The organism is Micromonospora sp. CNZ285, from assembly GCF_004637285.1.
On the sequence record NZ_SPQD01000001.1, the window covers coordinates 5,728,780 to 5,746,336 of the forward strand.

At 72.0% G+C, this 17,557-nt stretch carries 15 protein-coding genes; 8 read left to right on the plus strand and 7 right to left on the minus strand.

The genetic code is table 11. The features are described from left to right. Positions 1-93 precede the first annotated feature (93 nt). The 3 genes from CLT75_RS26300 to acs all read right to left on the minus strand — a co-directional run bounded on the left by CLT75_RS26300 (position 94) and on the right by acs (position 7,857). The gene (locus CLT75_RS26300) at positions 94-2,496 is read right to left on the minus strand and encodes an immune inhibitor A domain-containing protein (RefSeq protein ID WP_135244137.1); all 2,403 of its coding nucleotides are present in this window, start codon (positions 2,494-2,496) and stop codon (positions 94-96) included. A 355-nt stretch (positions 2,497-2,851) separates the two neighbouring features. After that, entirely contained in the window at positions 2,852-5,635 is a 2,784-nt protein-coding gene (locus CLT75_RS26305) for an immune inhibitor A domain-containing protein (protein WP_486485273.1), read from the minus strand. Between the two features lie 233 nt (positions 5,636-5,868). Beyond that, positions 5,869-7,857 carry an acetate--CoA ligase gene (gene acs / locus CLT75_RS26310; RefSeq protein ID WP_135242912.1) on the minus strand — a complete coding sequence of 663 codons (1,989 nt, stop codon included), beginning with the start codon at positions 7,855-7,857 and terminating at the stop codon, positions 5,869-5,871. Between the two features lie 201 nt (positions 7,858-8,058). Between acs and CLT75_RS26315 the strand changes: the two genes are divergently transcribed. After that, a complete protein-coding gene (locus CLT75_RS26315; RefSeq protein WP_135242913.1) occupies positions 8,059-8,805 on the plus strand; it encodes a Fic family protein in 747 nt (248 codons plus the stop codon). Positions 8,806-8,818: 13 nt separating this feature from the next. On the opposite strand, the gene CLT75_RS26320 is transcribed toward CLT75_RS26315, so the two are convergent. The 3 genes from CLT75_RS26320 to CLT75_RS26335 form a co-directional block, all read right to left on the minus strand. Beyond that, a complete protein-coding gene (locus tag CLT75_RS26320; RefSeq protein ID WP_013283636.1) occupies positions 8,819-9,625 on the minus strand; it encodes an HAD family hydrolase in 807 nt (268 codons plus the stop codon). A 324-nt stretch (positions 9,626-9,949) separates the two neighbouring features. Next, the gene (locus CLT75_RS26330) at positions 9,950-10,906 is read right to left on the minus strand and encodes an aminoglycoside phosphotransferase family protein (protein WP_135242914.1); all 957 of its coding nucleotides are present in this window, start codon (positions 10,904-10,906) and stop codon (positions 9,950-9,952) included. 42 nt (positions 10,907-10,948) lie between these two features. Then, positions 10,949-11,644: a VHL beta domain-containing protein gene (locus CLT75_RS26335; RefSeq protein WP_135242915.1), complete on the minus strand. Its 696-nt coding sequence runs from the start codon at positions 11,642-11,644 to the stop codon at positions 10,949-10,951. 247 nt (positions 11,645-11,891) lie between these two features. Between CLT75_RS26335 and ssd the strand changes: the two genes are divergently transcribed. The 7 genes from ssd (at position 11,892) to CLT75_RS26370 (ending at position 16,895) form a co-directional block, all read left to right on the plus strand. Continuing rightward, complete coding sequence (ssd, locus tag CLT75_RS26340; RefSeq protein WP_123109990.1) at positions 11,892-12,995, plus strand: septum site-determining protein Ssd; 1,104 nt, start codon at positions 11,892-11,894, stop codon at positions 12,993-12,995. Next, positions 12,992-14,203 (plus strand): TadA family conjugal transfer-associated ATPase, encoded by a 1,212-nt coding sequence (locus CLT75_RS26345; RefSeq protein ID WP_135242916.1) that lies wholly within the window; start codon positions 12,992-12,994, stop codon positions 14,201-14,203. The genes ssd and CLT75_RS26345 overlap by 4 nt, the downstream gene beginning before the upstream one ends. Before the next feature lie 326 nt (positions 14,204-14,529). After that, complete coding sequence (locus CLT75_RS33465) at positions 14,530-15,102, plus strand: hypothetical protein (RefSeq protein WP_486485274.1); 573 nt, start codon at positions 14,530-14,532, stop codon at positions 15,100-15,102. After that, positions 15,102-15,830, plus strand: a complete 729-nt coding sequence (locus tag CLT75_RS26355; protein ID WP_135242918.1) for a type II secretion system F family protein — start codon at positions 15,102-15,104, stop codon at positions 15,828-15,830. Before CLT75_RS33465 ends, CLT75_RS26355 begins: the two co-directional genes overlap by 1 nt. Positions 15,831-15,853: 23 nt before the next feature. Continuing rightward, complete coding sequence (locus tag CLT75_RS26360; RefSeq protein WP_013283643.1) at positions 15,854-16,021, plus strand: DUF4244 domain-containing protein; 168 nt, start codon at positions 15,854-15,856, stop codon at positions 16,019-16,021. Positions 16,022-16,071: 50 nt separating this feature from the next. Further along, on the plus strand, positions 16,072-16,494 hold the full coding sequence (locus CLT75_RS26365; protein ID WP_135242919.1) for a TadE family type IV pilus minor pilin: 423 nt from the start codon (positions 16,072-16,074) through the stop codon (positions 16,492-16,494). A gap of 8 nt (positions 16,495-16,502) precedes the next feature. After that, positions 16,503-16,895 carry an Rv3654c family TadE-like protein gene (locus CLT75_RS26370; RefSeq protein WP_486485275.1) on the plus strand — a complete coding sequence of 131 codons (393 nt, stop codon included), beginning with the start codon at positions 16,503-16,505 and terminating at the stop codon, positions 16,893-16,895. Positions 16,896-16,951: 56 nt separating this feature from the next. Here CLT75_RS26370 and CLT75_RS26375 read toward each other — a convergent pair whose 3' ends face one another. Next, positions 16,952-17,530, minus strand: a complete 579-nt coding sequence (locus CLT75_RS26375) for an LURP-one-related family protein (RefSeq protein ID WP_091414614.1) — start codon at positions 17,528-17,530, stop codon at positions 16,952-16,954. Positions 17,531-17,557: the final 27 nt, after the last annotated feature.

The window sequence follows — 17,557 nt, forward strand, 5'->3', positions numbered from 1 at the left end:
ATGGGACGCGGGCGGGGTACGCCGGGTTCCCGGAAAGGGCGATGCCCGGGCGGGTGAACCGCCCGGGCATCGTGTGGTGCGTCGATCAGTGGATCAGGAGAAGCGGACCTTCACCGAGGTGCCGTTCTGCTCCAGAACCTTGATCTTGGTGCCGGTGGCCGGGAGCTTGACGCCGTGGTTCGGCAGCTCCGGGAACCAGTACTGCTTGGTGTCGTCGAACAGCGGCTGCGCCGCCTGGCCGCGGATGTACTGCGGCTGGCTGTTGAGGTGCAGCGTGAACGAGTCGGCCTTCTTCAGGCTGAACGGCGCGTCGTAGACCTGGACGCGGGCCCGCCAGGGCTGCCCGGTCAGGTTGTAGATCGGCCGCGGGTGCGCGTCGATGATCATGTTCCGACCCTCACCCGGGTGCGCGAACGTGTCGTTGTCCGCGAACCGGAGGTTCCAGTAGGAGATCAGCAGACCCTCCTGGTACGCGTAGTGGTCCACGTAGTCCGGGCGGGTGTTCGCGTAGCCGAAGAAGTACGGGCCGGTCTTGAGGTACTTGTCGTACGAGACGTACGACCGGTTGCCGGCGATGTAGTAGTTGTCGAACTTACGGGTGTAGGTCTCCTCGACGATGCTGAAGCCGCTGAGGGTCCAGCCGTTCGCACCGGCCTCGGCGCCGTCGGTGAGGAGGGTCTGACCGTCGGCGGTCACGGTGATCGCGTCACCGTAGAAGCCGCCCTCGGAGACACCGCCGTCCGTCTGGTAGCGGAGCCGGAACTGCACGACGTTGCCGGCGACCGCGTCCATCGGGATGTTGACGTCGACCCACTGGTTGTTGCTGGAGCCGTCCAGGGCGTAGCGCCCGGGGGAGATCTCCTTCAGCGGGGTGCCGTTGGCCGTACCGGGCAGCGAGGTCCAGGTCTGGCCACCGTCGGTGGACGCCTCGAAGAACAGGTAGTCGTAGTCCGCCTCGATGCTGTAGCGACCCTTCATCGACAGCGCGGCGCTGGTCTTCCCGGTGAGGTCGACAGTGCGCGTCATCGTGGTGTTCAGGTCGTCGTCGTTGCCCGAGAAGAACTGCTTCGTACCCTCGAACGGCTTGCCGTTCTGGAACGTGTACTCCCGCTGCGGCAGCACCACCACGGCGGCCTGGGCCTTGTTGGAGTTGTACTCCTGCGGGCCCAGCTCCAGGGTGCGCTTCTGGCCGGCCACGACGACCTCGTAGTCGAGCCAGCCGAGCTGGAGCTTGTTCCAGGCGCCGAGGTCGCCACCGCGCTCGCCGATGCCGCCGTCGTTCTTGGCGCCGAGCCGGCTCTGGGCCATCAGGGTCCAGTGCTCGTTGTTGTTGTCCCCACCGCTGACCACGTTGTAGTCGTCCGGCAGACCGAGGTCGTGGCCGTACTCGTGGTAGAAGACGCTCCGGCCACCGTTCTCCGGCTGGATGGTGTAGTCACCGATCCAGACGCCGGTGTTGCCGATCTGGGTGCCGCCGGCCGGGAAGTTCTCCGGGCCGGTGTTGCCCTGGTCGCTGGCGAAGGCGTACCACCGGTGGCTCCAGATGGCGTCCTCACCCTGGTACGGGTCACCGTCGGCCTCGTCGCCGCCGGCGTGGACGATCTGGAAGTGGTCGATGTAGCCGTCCGGCTCGTTGAAGTTGCCGTCGCCGTCGAAGTCGTACCGGTCCCACTCGTCCATCGCCTTGACGTCCGCGGCGATCTCCGCGTCGGAGCGGCCCTGCGCCTTCTGGTCGGCGACCCACTGGTTGGCGGCGTCGCGGACCAGCGCCCAGGTGTTGGTGCAGACGTTCGAGGCGCACGGGTAGCCGCCGGAGCGGCCGTAGCGGGCCTCGTTGTACCGAACCTTCACCCAGTTGGTGACCTCGCCGTCGACGCTGTACCGACCCGAGGACTGGGCCTCGTAGTACTGCTTCAGCGACTCGTCACCCGGGTTGGTGCCGAAGTACAGCTGCCGGTAGTGGTCGGCGCTGTAGTCGGCCTGCCACACGGTGGAGTTGTCCACCGCCCGGTTGGGCTGCGGGATCTGGTTGCGGAGCGGACCGTCGAAGCGGGACGGGCCCGGGGTGTCCGGGTCGGTGTCCTGGTCCGGGTAGTTCGGGTGCCGCTCGTCGCCGAACTCCGCGAGGATGACGAAGATCTTGTCGGTCCGCTTGCGGGAGAGTTCGACGTACTGGTCCTTGACCGGACCCTTGCCGGCCTTGGTGCTCTTGGCGGACCTGCCCGCCGAGGGGCCTCCGGCAGCGCGCTCGCCGACCTTGACGACCGTGCTGCCGTTGATCTTCTCGGCCTTCGCCCTGCCGGACAGGACCTCGCTCAGGCCCTCCTGGCGCAGCGCGCGCCGCTTCTCCTCGAGCGGGTTGGGCAGGTCGTGCTCAGCCTGCGCAGGCTCGGCCACCGACGGAGCGGCGGCCGGCAGCTTCGGCGTCGGCGCGGCGCTGGCGGACGTGCCTGCCATCAGCCCCGTCGCGGTCAGCGAAAGCCCGAGCAGACCCACTGCGACTTTGCGCACGTGGTACCTCCGGTGTGAGGGAACCGGCCCAACTGGGGGTACGGGCCGGTGGAACGTCCCACTAGTGGGACCAAGGGTGAACATAGACACTGCTGCGACTGGTGGGAAGATGTGTGCGTCGATTTGTAGCAACTTTTTGTTGGGGATGCTTTCCGCCGTCACACGCCGTGCCGTCACCGAGCCGTTGACCAGCAGCGATGCGTGGATCATGTAGTGCAGTGACAGTCATGGATAAGCCGTCGCGCGGAAGGGCCGGGAGCGCTCACGCTCCCGGCCCTTCCCCCATCGATACCGTTCAGATCATTTTTCGGTCATTCCGGTTCCGGTTTGACCGTACCGTTCAGTTGCGCGGCGGAACCACGTACACCTGGGCGTACGAGTTGTCCTTGGCGGCCCGCTTGATGATGATCGAGACGCCGTACTGGACGCCCGCGTCACCCGGGTTGCCGGTGCCGAGCACGATCGCCCCGCCACCCAGCGTCGAACCGTAGTAGTCCGTCGCCGGAGTGCCGTCCGGGTTCACCACCCGGGTGGTGTACTGCTGGTTGCCCCGCGACGGGACGACCACCGAGGCGTCGTTGTCCCGCGAGTACGCGGCGCCGTCACGGATCTCGATGCCCGGGTACCAGCCCTTGGCGTCGGTGAAGCCACGCACCGGAGCCTGCGGGCCGAACTTCGTGCAGTACTCGCTGTACGGCTCGTCCGCCGCCTCCAGGCACTCCTTGAAGGGGTACGTCGGCTTCAGGCCGAACGCGGCGTTGGAGGACTGCGGCCGGCTGGGCAGGTTCTTCAGCACCGACGGGTCCTTCTCGGCCGCGACGCCCTTGCGGCGCAGCGGGTCGTTGTGCGAGTCGACGATCAGCAGACCGCCCTTGGCGCCGTAGCTGGGCAGCGCGGTCATCTGCGCGGTGACGTGGTTGACGTCGCCGAGCTGGGTGTCCCGGTACCAGACCAGCATGCCCGGCGCGTTGTACGCGATCCGGTCGACCTTCCAGGCCTCGTGCGAGTAGACGGTGTCGTAGGTGTACTTCAGGCCCTTGTCGAAGCCGTCGAAGTTACGCCACTCGGCCAGGTAGTAGTGCGACTTCACCTGGGTGCCCGAGTCGATGTACCAACCCGCGCCGCTGGTGTCGGTGAAGGTGCCGCCGGTCTGGGTCCAGCCCGCCGCGCCGCTCTCCACGTCGTCGCTCCAGGTGGTGGCGCCGCCGCCGGTCACCGAGAAGTCGTCGGCGAACCAGCCGCGCTCCACGAACGCCTCGTCGGTGGCGTAACGCAGCCGCACCTGCACGGTCTGCCCGGCGTACGACGACAGGTCGACGTAGTCGTGCCGCCAGCCGCTCGTGCTGCCGGTCAGGCCGTACTTCTTGTTGCCGAAGTCGACCATGCGGCCGTTCGGGTCGGCATAGCCGTCGTTGGTGGAGACCAGCGCGCCGCCCTCGGCGTACACCTTCTGCTCGCTCCAGGTGGCGCCGCCGTCGGTGGAGACCTCGACGAAGCCGAAGTCCCAGTCCGCCTCGATGACGTAGTTGTTCCACATCCAGAACTTCGCGTCCGCGGCGTTCGGGACGGTCACCGTGCGGCTGAGCTTGACGTCGGCCCAGTTCTGGTCGGCGCCGGAGTACCACATGTTCGAGCCGCTGTGCGGCGTCGCCAGTGAGATCACCTTGTCCGGCAGGTCGATCTTGATGCCGTCCTCGGTGCCGACCGGCGTACGCGACGTCTGCCCGAGGTTGACCAGCTTGGACCGGTCACCCGGCCCGAACGTCTTCGGCTCGGCCCAGCCCAGCACCCACTTGTCCCAGAGGCCCATGTGCGTGGGCAGCGCCTGGAAGATCTCACCGGAGTGCGAGCCGGACGCCATCAGGTCCCAGAAGTCCACGTCGGAGTCGGCGTTGCCGGACGTGTCGTAGAGGTCCGGCAGACCCAGGTCGTGCCCGAACTCGTGGGCGAAGACGCCGACGCCGGCGTCCTCCGGCTGCACGATGTAGTTCGACACCTTCAGGTTGGTGCCCGGGATCGTGTAGCCACCGGCAACGGTCGAGGAGTGCGCCCAGACCGAGTAGATGCCGACGTCGCCGCCACCCCGGGACTTGCCCTGGTTGGCGTGCACCAGCACCAGGTGGTCGATCACGCCGTCCGGCTCGTGGAAGTTGCCGTCACCGTCGCGGTCGCTCTGGTCCTCGATGTCGTAGTCGGCCCAGGGGAAGTCCGGGTCGGCCGCGGCCAGCGCGTCGATCGCGTCGGTGGCGAGCCGGCCGGCACCCTGCGGGTTGTCCGGGTGGCCGTTCATCGACTGCTCACGCCCGGCGACCCAGTTGCCGTTCTCGTCCTGGAAGCAGCGCGAGGCGGCGTACCAGCCCTCCGAGTGCGGCACCGTGATCCACGGGCTGGCCTGCCCGTCCACGGTGTACGCGCCCTTTGACATCTCCAGGTACATGTTGTGCATGGTCCGCCCGGCGAGGCTGATGCCCGGCTTGCCGTCCGGCCCCTTCAGGTCCTTGCGGACCCGCTCGGTGATGCCCTTCTTGCTGTACAGCATCTTGTCGTAGTGGGCCGGCGAGAAGTCCGGCACCCACATCGAGTTGTTGTCCTTGTGCGGCAGCGTGGCCGGGTTCGGGATCGTGTTGTGCCGCGGCCCGTTCTGCACGGTGCCGGGAACGCAGGTGCGGTCCTCGAACACCGTCTTCGGGACCATCACGTTCGTGAAGTCGTCGTTGGCCTGGTCGTTGAACTCGACGAGCAGCGTCAGCAGCTTGGCGGTCTGCGTACTCTTCGCCTTCTTGATCTTGCGAGGGCTCTGGCCGGTCCGGATGGACTTGGCCTCCAGCTTGGCCAGCTCGCGCGCCGCGATCGGGTTGCCCCCGGCGTACTTGCGGTCGTAGGCGCGGGCCTCGTCCGCCGGCGAGGAGAAGATGCCGTCGCGGCCCTTGACCTCCTTGCCGCCGGTGTCCGGCTGGACCTCGGGCTCGGCGTAGTTGATGTAGTGCTCGTCCGCCCCGATCGTGACCGGTGCGGACCGGGCCGGCTGAGCCGCCGCGCTGCCCGTCACGGTCAGCGACGTGGCCGCGAGCGCGATGGCGGGCAGTGCGACGAGTAAGCGTCGCCGTGCCCTGTGCTGCGACATGGGGAGCATGCCACTCCGTTCGTAGGGAATGGTGAGGGACCGGCCGTCTCAGTGACGCTCGTCGAAATCCGCCGGCTGGCTGAACGTAACCGACGACGAGCGACATCGACAGAGTTGATCAGGCCCTCTGGCCGATCAGGTCAGTCCCGGATCCCCCGATCGACCGGCGCGGATCCCGGATGCGACGAGGGGGCGGACCGCCCGGCGGCCCGCCCCCTCGTCGTCAGTCGACGTCAGTCCTCGTCGGACTTCCCGCCGCTCATCCCCGACGAGATCAACTCCATCACCGAGGAGTCCTGGAGCGTGGTCACGTCACCGAGCGACCGGTTCTCCGCCACGTCCCGCAGCAGCCGGCGCATGATCTTGCCGGAGCGGGTCTTCGGCAGCTCCGGCACCAGCATGATCTGCCGCGGCTTGGCGATCGGGCCGAGCGTCTTCGCCACGTGGTTGCGCAGCTCGGCGATGAGCTGCTCGCCCGCGTCACCGGAGATCTCCGCGCTGCCGCGCGGGATGGCGAACGCGACGATCGCCTGGCCGGTGGTCGGGTCGGTCGCGCCCACCACCGCCGCCTCCGCCACCGACGGGTGGCTGACGAGCGCCGACTCCACCTCCGTGGTGGAGATGTTGTGGCCGGACACCAGCATCACGTCGTCCACCCGGCCGAGCAGCCAGATGTGCCCGTCGTCGTCCTTCTTCGCGCCGTCACCGGCGAAGTAGACCCACTCGTCGCCGGTGTTCGCGCCGGCGCCGAACCGGGACCAGTACGTCTCCAGGAACCGGTTGTCGTCGCCCCAGATCGTCCGCAGCATCGACGGCCACGGCTCCTTCAGCACCAGGTATCCGCCGCCGCCGTTCGGCACCGACTGGCCCTGGTCGTCGACGACGTCGGCGACGATGCCGGGCAGCGGGCTCATCGCCGAGCCGGGCTTCGCCTCGGTCACGCCGGGCAGCGGCGAGATCATGATGGCGCCGGTCTCGGTCTGCCACCAGGTGTCCACCACCGGCAGCTCGCCGCGGCCGACATGCTGCCGGTACCAGATCCACGCCTCCGGGTTGATCGGCTCACCGACGCTGCCGAGCAGGCGCAGCGACGACAGGTCGTACCCGGCCGGGATGTCCTCGCCCCACTTCATCATGGTGCGGATCAGCGTCGGCGCGGTGTACAGGATGGTCACCTTGTACTTGTCGACGACCTCCCAGAACCGGCCCTTGTGCGGGGTGTCCGGCGTGCCCTCGTACATGACCTGGGTGGCGCCGTTGGAGAGCGGGCCGTACACGATGTAGGAGTGCCCGGTCACCCAGCCGATGTCGGCGGTGCACCAGTAGACGTCCGTCTCCGGCTTCAGGTCGAACACCGCGTGCGTGGTGTACGACGTCTGGGTCAGGTAGCCGCCGGTGGTGTGCAGGATGCCCTTCGGCCGGGCGGTCGTGCCGCTGGTGTAGAGGATGAACAGCGGGTGCTCGGCGTCGAACGCCTGCGCCTCGTGCTCCGGCGACGCCGTCTCCACCGTCTCGTGCCACCAGTGGTCCTTCGCCGACCAGGCGACCTCCTCACCGGTACGCCGGACCACCAGCACGTGCTCCACCGACGGGCAGTTCGCCACCGCCTCGTCCACGGTCGGCTTGAGCGCCGACGGCTTGCCCCGGCGGAAGCCGCCGTCCGCGGTGATCACCACCTTGGCGCTGGCGTCCTGGATCCGGTTGGTGAGCGCGTCGGCGGAGAAGCCGCCGAACACCACGCTGTGCGTGGCGCCGATCCGGGCGCACGCGAGCATCGCCACCGCCGCCTCCGGGATCATCGGCAGGTAGATCGCCACCCGGTCACCGGCGGTCACGCCCAGCTCGGTCAGCGCGTTCGCCGCCTGACAGGTGAGCCGGTGCAGGTCGGCGTAGGTGACCGTACGGGTGTCGCCCGGCTCGCCCTCCCAGTGGATCGCCACCTTGTCGCCGAGGCCCGCCTCGACGTGCCGGTCCAGGCAGTTGTACGCCACGTTGAGCTTGCCACCGGTGAACCACTTCGCGAACGGGGCGTTCGACCAGTCGAGCACCTGCTCCCACGGCTGGGCCCAGGCCAGCCGGCCGGCCTGGCGCTCCCAGAAGGCCAGCCGGTCACCGGCCGCCTCCTCGTACGCCTCGGCGGTCACGTTGGCGTTCGCGGCGAGTTCAGCCGGCGGCGGGAACTGGCGCGTCTCGTTCAGCAAGTTGGCCAATGCCTCGCTCATGCGGTGACTCCTTCGTCGCGTGACCTGCGTCTCCTACTCCGGGGAAGGTTAGTCCCGCCGTACCCCGCTCGCGACCGCCCGGCCCCTCACCGCGCGCCGAGCGGCCCCGTACCCGCGCCGAGTGCACCGCGCGACGCCGACGGCGTCACTTTCCCGGCGGGCGGAGGCGGATACCGGCCCGGCGGTCGCTAGCGTGACGGGGTGACCACCGATCCGCTCGCCCCGCTGCTCGCGCTCGCCGACGTCGCCACCGCCGTCGAGCAGGCCCGCGAGCGGGTCGACCTGGCCCACCGGCACCGCGCGCTGCGCCGCCAGGGTGGCCAGGTCGCCGCCGAGGTCAGCCTCCGCTCCGCCGTGGCCAGCGCCGCGCTGGAGGGCCGCGTCCACGACCGCGAGGAGGTACGCGCCGGCACCGTCACCGACCCGGTGCTCCAGGGCGCGCTGCGGGTCGCCGGGGCGCTGCCCGGCCTGAGCGACCTCTGGCCGAAGGCCCCCCGGCAGGTGATGGCCCGGCTGCACGTACTCGCCGCCCGCGACGTGGTGACCGAGGAGGAACTGGGCCGGCCGGTCGCCGACCCGGTGGTCGCGGCCCGCCTCGACGGCCTGGCCGCCCTGGTCGCCGGCGGCACCAAGGTGCCACCGCTGGTGCTGGCCGCCGTCGTACACGGCGAGCTGCTGAACCTGCGGCCGTTCCCCGGCCCGTCCGGGGTGGTGGCCCGCGCCGCCGCCCGGCTGGTGCTGATCTCCACCGGGTTCGACCCCCGCGGGCTTGTCGCGGTGGACGTCGGTCACCGTGAGCGCGAACCGGAGTACGTGGGCGCGGCCGGCGCGTTCGCCACCGGCACGCCCGACGGCCTGCGCTCCTGGCTGCGGCACTACATGACGGCGGTGGAGGTCGGCGCCGACCAGATCACGCTGATCGGAGACGAGATCCTCGCCGCGTCCTGACGGGCGCGGTGTGTCAGGCGGTGGGTGCGGCGGCGCGGGTGCGGCGGTGCCGGCCGTACCAGGCGATGCCGATGGCCACGCCGACGCCCACGCCGAGTGCCGCCGCCGCGACCGGCACCGCCGGCCGCTCGCGCAGCCGGCGGCCCAGCGGGATCGGGTGCCGGAACTCCAGCACCGGCCACGCGTTCTCCACCGCCAGCTTGCGCAGCGCCCGGTCCGGGTTGACCACCGTCGGATGCCCCACGCACTCCAGCAACGGCCGATCGGAGTACGAGTCGGAGTACGCGTACGAGTCGGCCAGGTCGTAGTCGCGCTCCAGCGCCAGTTCGCTGACCGCCTCGACCTTGCTCGGGCCGGCGGCGTAGAACTCGACCTCGCCGCTGTACCGGCCGTCCACCACGCCCATCCGGGTGGCGATCACGTCGGTGATCCCGAGCAGCTCCCCGATCGGCCGCACCATCTCGTCACCGGACGCGGAGACCAGCACCACGTCCCGCCCGGCGGCCTGGTGCTCCTCGATGAGGGCGGCCGCCTCGGCGTACACATAGGGGTTGATCAGTTCGTGGAGTGTCTCCGCAACGATCTGGCGGACCTGTTCCACCGGCCAGCCCTTGCAGAGCGTGGCGAGGTAGTCCCGGGTGCGGGCCATGGTCTGCTCGTCGGTGCCGCCCAGCCGGAACATCAACTGCGCGTACGCCGACTTGACCACGTCACGCCGAGTGATCAGCCCGTCCCGGTAGAACGGCCGACCGAACGCCAGGGCGCTCGACTTGGCGATGACGGTCTTGTCGAGATCGAAGAAAGCGGCGCTACGGCCCACGGCGCGAAAGTCTAGCCCGATCGGAGGCGTCGAGGCGTCCGCCCGGGTCGCGAAAGCCGATGAGCACCCGGTGGAGTGACGGCGGTCACAGGTAGCTATCGATGAATTTAGCTTTGCGTGGAGTGAACAACACTCGACGTATAAGGGTCGACTGCGGCATGCTTGTCCTCGCGACGGGAGTTCGCATACCCGGCGCCGATGGGCCTCGGCGGTTGCACCCCCCGTAACCGCTGAGTCGGTTCGGCTCGACCCCCCCGGAGCCGAACCACAAGACGACCCCCGTCTCCCCCCGACGGGGGTCGTCCCTTTGCGTCCGCAGTGAGATCAGGACTCGCCGGCGACCGCCTCGGCGATCCGGGTTAGCCAGTGCAAGTCGTTGGCCCGGGACTCCGTACTGGCCTCCGGATTGAGGATGCTGCCCAGAAATGTCGCGACGTCGTCGAGGTGCCGCTCGCTGCGGTAGTAACTCAGCAGAACCGGGTCCGGCTCCAGCGCCCCATAGCCTTCGCGAAAGAGTTCAGCCCGGCGCGCGTTGATCGGGTGGTCGCCGAAGTCGGTGCTGTAGACGAACATCAGATCCCGCTCGCGCGGCGCCAGGATCGGCGCGTCCCAGTCCACGACGTGCAGCGGACCGTCGCCGTCGGCGATGAGGTTGCCCGGATGGATGTCGGCGTGGCAGATGACGTGCTGCCCCGGCGGCACGTGCGACGCCAGGTCGTCGACAGCCCTCGCCAACCGGTGCAACGCGGGACCGTACCGCTTCCAGAAGGCACCCAGGGTCTCGCTCGCGGCGGCCTGCCCGCCGAGGGCTCGGAGCCGGTCGCCCGCGCTCGATCGGTACGTCTCGACCGGCAGGACGGCTGCCACCTCCGCGCTCGGCGTGACCCGGTGCAGCCGGCCCAGGAACTCGCCGTACTCGATCCACTGGCGGTCGGTGAGGCCGCGCCCCCACAGGCTGCCGCCGTCGTGGAACGGGTAGAGCAGTAGCCGATAGTCCCCGAACTCGCGCCCGGCACCACCCTCGGGGAGGTCCAAGGGCGCGACCACCTGCCGAAGGCCCTGCGCGCGCAGAAGACGGGGCAGCAGGACGGCGGCCGGCGTGAAGTCGCCGCGGCGCACCTTCAGGAAGTAGCGCCCGCCGTCGGACGTCCCCACCCGGTACGCCCATGCCTGCCCGTCGAGCCCGACCGGCATGAACACCAGGTCGACGACGTCCACCGACCAGGCGGCGGTAACCTCGGCCGCCAGCGTCCGCTCGTCGATGTCGGGCTTGTCGATCACCCGACGGAGCGTCGCAGCCGCCGGTCGGGCCCGGCAAGGGAGTTACCGGATCACCGCGCGCAGCGTCCGCCGGTCCGGCTCGAAGCAGACCAAGCCTCGGCCTCGCTCGTCGGTTACGACCCACGGATGACCGACGTACGTCTGCTGCCGGTAGGACTGCCCGGGCCGGAGCACCGCGTACTGCTGGCGACGGCCGTCGTAGTTGATCCAGTGGACCACGACTGTCGACTCCCGGGTGTTGACGAAGTCGATGAAGGTTGACGGGCCGCCACCGTGCGAGCGCAGCCGCGACTCGCGCGAGGCCGGTAGCGGGGACAGTTCCCCGGGCCCGACCACCGGCGGCTTCGGCCGGGGAGGTGTGGGCTTCGACGAGGTCGGCCGGCTGCTCGGGGTGGGGCGGCGGGTCGGTGCGGCGGTGCGGCTGGGCGGCACGGCACGGCTGGAGAACGACACCGACGGCGGCGCGTAGGACTCGGCCGGCGTCTCCGTCACCGACCCCGCCCTCGTCGGGGACGCCAGGATCGCCTGGCCTTCGAGCGGCGGCGGGAGGCCGGGGCGACGCGGCGTGGCGAAGACGCTGACGATGCTCGCGAGCACCACGACCACGAGTCCGATGGCGATGGCGGCGAGCAGCGTCGGCGACGGATCGCGGAGCCAGATCTCGCCGCCGGCCGTGGGGGCGGACCGTGAGTGGGGTCGTACCGAGGGGGGCGTGAGGGGGTGCGGTGAATCGGTCATGGCCTCGATTCCGCAAGCCGGTGCCGTTCATCGAGCGGCGAGGGGCCCCGATTATCCGTTACTGATCATCCCTGTCGTCAATGGTCGACGGGCCACTCGTTGCCTCCGTCTCCGGCACATAGCAGATCAACCGGGCCACCGAGGTCTGTCCACAACGCCCTCCGTTGTCCACAGGGCACCGGTCTCGCCGCCCCCGGCCGGGCAGGCTGCACCCCGGCACGTCCGAGTTCGACCGATGGAGGCCGCCATGCCGCCCCGTACCCCGCTCCCGCCGTACCGTCGCCTGCCCCTGCTCGTCACCTCCGACGGCGACCTTCTCGACGAGCTGTTGCGACTCGCGGCGGCCGGCGGCACCGAGGTCGAGCTGGCGGCCGATCCGGCCGCCGCCCGGGCCCGCTGGGCGCCGGCGCCGCTGGTGCTCATCGGCGCCGACCAGGCGGCGGCCTGCCTGCGGGCGCGCCTTCCCCGCCGCGCCCGCACGGTCCTGGTCGGTCGCTCCGGAGAGCTCGATCCGGGTACGGAGTTGGCCGAACTCATCGGCGCGGAGCACGTCGCGACGTTGCCGGCGGCCGAGCCCTGGCTGGTCGACCGGTTCGCCGAGTGCGTGGCCGGTCCGGCGGGCCCGGGTCAGGGCCGGGTGGTGGCGGTCCTCGGCGGTCGGGGCGGCGCCGGAGCCAGCGTGCTGGCCGGTGGGCTCGCCGTCAGCGCGGCCCGGTCCCGGCTCCGCACGCTGCTCGTCGACGCCGACCCCCTCGGCGGTGGTCTCGACCTGGTGCTCGGCTGGGAGCAGCTCGACGGCTTGCGCTGGCCCGAGCTGGCCGGCACGGACGGGCGGGTCGATCCGCCGTCGCTGATCCGCGCGCTGCCCAGCCGGGGCGACCTGGTGGTGCTCTCCTGGGACCGGGGCGACCTGCGGCACCTGCCGGCCGAGGCGATGGCCGCCACCGTCGACGCCGGCCGCCGGGGGCGGGACCTGGTCGTGCTCGACCTGCCCCGGCACCTTGACGACGCGGCGGTGGTCGCGCTCCAGGCCGCCGACCGGGCGCTGCTCGTCGTACCGGCCGAGCTGCGGGCGGCGGCCGCCGCAGCCCGGGTCGCCGCCGTCGCCGCGCCGCACTGCGTCGACCTGTCGGTCATCGTGCGCGGTCCGGCGCCCGGTCGGCTGCGCGCGGCCGAGGTGTCCCGGGCGCTGGGGCTGCCGCTCGCCGGCACGCTGCGACCCGAGCCCGGGCTGTGCCGTGGGCTGGAGCGGGGCGAGGCTCCGGGCGCGAGCGGAAAGGGGCCACTCGCCGCGCTGTGTCAGCGGCTCGTGGACGAGCTGGTCGGGTCGTCCGCAGCGGGTGCGGCGTGACCGCGCCCGCCGACCCGGGGGAACTGGCCGCGCGGGTCCGGCACCGGTTCGCCGCCGAGGCCACCCCGATCACGCCCGCCGCGATCGTCTCCGCGGTACGCGCCGAACCGGCGACGGCGGTACTCGGCGACACCACGCTGCTGCGGATCGCCGACCGGGTGCACGACGACCTGGTCGGCGCCGGTCCACTGGCACCGCTGCTCGCCGATCCGCAGGTCACCGACGTACTGGTGAACGGGGTGCGGGTCTGGGTCGACAGGGGACGGGGACTACAGCAGGTCGCCGTGCCGCTGGGCACGCTCGACGACGTACGCCGGTTGGCGCAGCGCCTCACCTCGGCGGCCGGTCGCCGGCTCGACGACGCCTCCCCGTATGCCGACGCGCGCCTGCCCGACGGCACCCGGCTGCACGCGGTGCTGCCTCCGGTGGCGACAGACGGGCCCTACCTCTCGCTGCGTACCTTCCGGCAGCGGCCGTTCACCCTCGACGAACTCGTCGAGCGGGGCACAGTTCCCCGGCCGGTCGCCCCGCTGCTCGCCGCACTCGTGGCGGCCCGCCTCGCGTACCTGGTCAGCGGCGGCACCGGATCCGGCAAGACGACGCTGCTGAACACGCTGCTCGGGCTGGTGCCCGGCACCGAGCGGATCGTGCTGGTGGAGGACGCCGCCGAGTTGCGCCCGGTGCACCCGCACGTGATCGGTTTGCAGGCGCGGACGGCGAACGTCGAGGGCGCCGGTGCCGTCGGGCTCGGTGACCTGGTCCGGCAGGCGCTGCGGATGCGGCCGGACCGGCTGGTAGTGGGCGAGTGCCGGGGCGCCGAGGTGGTCGACCTGCTGGCCGCGTTGAACACCGGCCACGACGGCGGGGCCGGGACGCTGCACGCGAACGCCCCGGCCGACGTTCCAGCCCGGCTGGAGGCGCTGGGGATGCTCGGCGGCCTGCCCCGGCTCGCGCTGCACGCCCAGGTCGCCGCCGCGTTGCAGGTAGTCCTCCAGCTCCGCCGCACCGGCGAGGGACGCGTCCTGGATTCCATCGGCCTGCTGCTGCCCGACGGGCCCGACCGGGTGGTGAGGGTGGTCCCGGCCTGGGTGCGGGGCAGAGGTCTCGGTCCGGCGGCCCGGGCGCTCGCCGACCTGGTGCGCGAGCGGGGAACGCCGGTGCCCCCGATCCTCCAGGCGGCGTGGCCCACCCCGGCGGAACCGTCGTGACCGGCCACCTCTGGCCCGTGGTCCTGCTCCTGGCCGCCGCGGCGGTAGCCGTCGCCTGGCCGGTACGAGCCGGGCGCGCCCGGCGACTGGCGGTCCTGGGCGAGACGGGCACCCCGGCCGAGCGGGCGAAGGGCGCGCGTTCAACACCGCCGGACCCGCCACGGCGGCCGCTCGACTCCGGGCCGAAGGCGTCCGCCCGTCCGCCCGGCCGGGGCCGCGAACGGCGTCGACCCGGGCATCAGATACGGCGGTGGACCGAGCTCGTGTCGGTTCCGGTGACACCCTCTGCGGCATCGGCTACCGCTCCGGCGCTCTCCGCCGGACGCGTGCTGCCCGTGGCGGCGCTGTGCGGCGTCGTGACCGGGGCGCTGCTCGGTGGCCCGGTGGCAGCCGTGGTGCTCGCCGCCTATGGCGTGCTCGCGGCCCGGGCGGTACTGCGCCGGCGTACCCACCGGATGGCCGACCTCGCGCACCGCCGCGATCTCGACCGGCTCGCCGCCGTCGCCGCCGACCTGCGGGCCGGGCTGCCGGTCGACGGCGGTGTCGACGACGGCCCGGGACGCGTCGCGCGGCTGGCCCGGGCCGCCGGAAGGCTGGCCGACCGGACCGGCGCGCCGCTGGCCGATCTGCTGGAACGGATCGAGGCCGACGCTCGCGCCGCCGACCGGGGACTTGCCGCTGCCGCCGCCCAGGCTGCAGGGGCGCGGGCGACCGCCTGGCTGCTCGCCGCGTTGCCGCTCGGCGGGATCGGGCTCGGCTACGGCATCGGGGTGGACCCGGTGGCGGTGCTCCTGCACACCCCGGTGGGTGCTGGCAGCGCGGTGGCGGCGGTCGTGTTACAGGTCGGCGGGTTGCTCTGGGCCGAGCGGCTCGGCGTCACGCCCGGGCGGGCCGCCTGATGTCGCGCCAAGTGCTGGCCGCCGTCTGCCTCGGCGGGGCCGCGTCGCTCCTGGTCGTCGCCGGTCCGGTGGTCCGCCCGGCGCGGCGGCTGCGCCGGCTCGCCCCGGCGCCGCCGCCGACTCGCCCGGCGTGGTGGCCGGATCGGGTACGCCTCGGCGCAGCGCTGGCCGGGATCGCCGTGGCAGTGGTCGTCGGCGGTGTGACGGGCGTGGTCCTCGGGCTGCCGGCCGGTGTCGTCGCCGACCGTCTGCTGCGCCGGATCGAACCGCGCGCCGCCCGTGAACGGCGGCTGCGGGAGAGCGCCGACCTGCCGCTGGCCGCGGACCTGCTGGCCGCCGCGCTGCGGGCGGGCGCACCTGTCGACCGCTCGGTGCTCGCCGTCGCGGAGGCGCTCGGCGGGCCACTCGCGGACCGGCTCGGCCGGGTCGGCCGCACGCTACGGCTCGGTGGCGGCCCCGGCGAGGCGTGGGCGCACCTGGACGGCGTCGCCGGTGCCGAACCCGTGGTCGCGGCGGCCGTCCGCTCGTCGAACAGCGGCGCCGCACTGGCCCGCGCGCTGACCCGGCTGGCCGACGACCTGCGTGCCGAACGGTCGACCGCAGCCGAGGCGGCGGCCCGCCGCGCGGGCGTGCTCATCGTGCTGCCCCTCGGGCTGTGCTTCCTGCCCGCCTTCATTCTCGCCGGTCTGGTGCCGGTGATCGTCGCCGTTCTCGGCGACGTGCTGTGAACCATCGAGAAGGGACGTACGACATGCGCAAGCTCCTCACCCGCCTACGAGGTGACGCGGGTATGAACACCGCCGAGTACGCGGTGGGCACCCTCGCGGCGGTCGCCTTCGCCGGGATCCTGTTGAAGGTGCTCACCTCCGGCAACGTGCAGTCCGCGCTGACCGCCGTCATCGACCGGGCCCTGAAGTGATCGGGCGCCGGCGGGCCGGCCGTGGTGGCCGGTCGCTCCACCCGCTCGACGTGTCGACCGAGCCTGCCCGGGACACCGTCGGCCGCCGGGCCGGGGCGCCGTGGCGCGGGTGGCGCTCGCGGGTCGCGTGCGAGCGGGGCTCGTTCACCGCCGAGTTGGCGGCTGGCCTGCCGGCGCTCATGCTGCTCCTCGTCGCCGGGCTGACCGCAGTGAACGCTGTGGGTACCCGGGTCGCGTGTGTCGACGCGGCCCGGGAGGCGGCTCTCGCCGCGGCCCGGGGTGAGTCCGGCGCGGTCGCCGGAACCCGGTACGCCCCGGACGGTGCCGAGGTGGCCGTGACGGTGGCCGGTGATCGGGTCACGGCGACGGTCCGGGCACCGGTCCGGACGTTCGGTACGCGGCTGCCCCGGCTGGTCGTGTCGGCGGAGGCGGTGGCCGCAGTGGAGCCCGGCGCGCCAGGCCCGGTGCCGTGAGAGCCGGCGTGCCCGTGGAGAGCGGGGAGCGCAGGAAGTCAGCCGGCGGTACGCCTCAGGCCGACCGGGGCGGCGCGACCGTCTGCCTGCTCGCGATCGGGCTGGTCTTCGTCCTGGTCGGGGTGTTCGGCGCCGGGCTCGGGGCGGCCCGGTGCGCACGGCATCAGGCCCGCAACGCGGCGGACCTCGGGGCGCTGGCCGGTGCCGCCCAGGTGCTCGACGGCGCCGACGCCGCCTGCGCTCGCGCCGCCGACCTGGTCTCGGCCAACGGCGGCCGGATGACCGGCTGCCGCGTCGACGGCCTGGATCTGATCGTCACGGCACGGGTACGTGTCGCACCGCTGCCGAACCTGGCCCGGGCCGTCACCGCGACGTCCCGGGCCGGCCCGGCCCGGTCCTGACGGGCGGACGCCAGTGCCGGAACCGAGAGCCGGGCCGGGACCGAGGGGGCCGCAGGTCAGCGGGACTGGAGGGCGTCCAGTCCGACCGCCATGGCGATCACCAGCCGACGGTCGATCTGCGGGTGCTGGATCTCCACCGAGTACCGGTCCCGCAGGCCCCACTTCCGGTCGACCGAGAACACCGGCTGGCCGCCGGCCATGAAGTCGAAGTGGTACGGCAGCCAGGAGAGCGAGTCGACGAACCGGCGCAGCAGCGCGACCGGCAGGCTGCGCTCCTGCCCGGTGGCGGGCGGCAGGCCGGGCTGCTCGACGTGCCACGTCGAGCGCAGCAGCGACTGGGCGAAGTCCTTGCGGAACAGCCCGATGGGGTTGCCCGCGTGATCGGTCACGTCGTAGGTGGCGCCGAGGTCGAGCCGCTGACGGGCCTTGAAGCCGAGAAGGGGGTACTGCTTGGAGTCGTCGGTGTAGATGGTCACCTGCTCCTTGAAGGCGAGCCGCTTCTGCTGCGCGAACGCGAGCAGCCCACCTTCGGAGCCGTCGGGCGCGACCGAGTGCACCTCGTACTGGTTGACCATCATCCGGAGCCGCTGACGGATGATGAACCGGTGCTGGGCCTGCAGGTTGTCGGGCGACATGCGATCTCCTTCGAGGGGTCGCCGGAG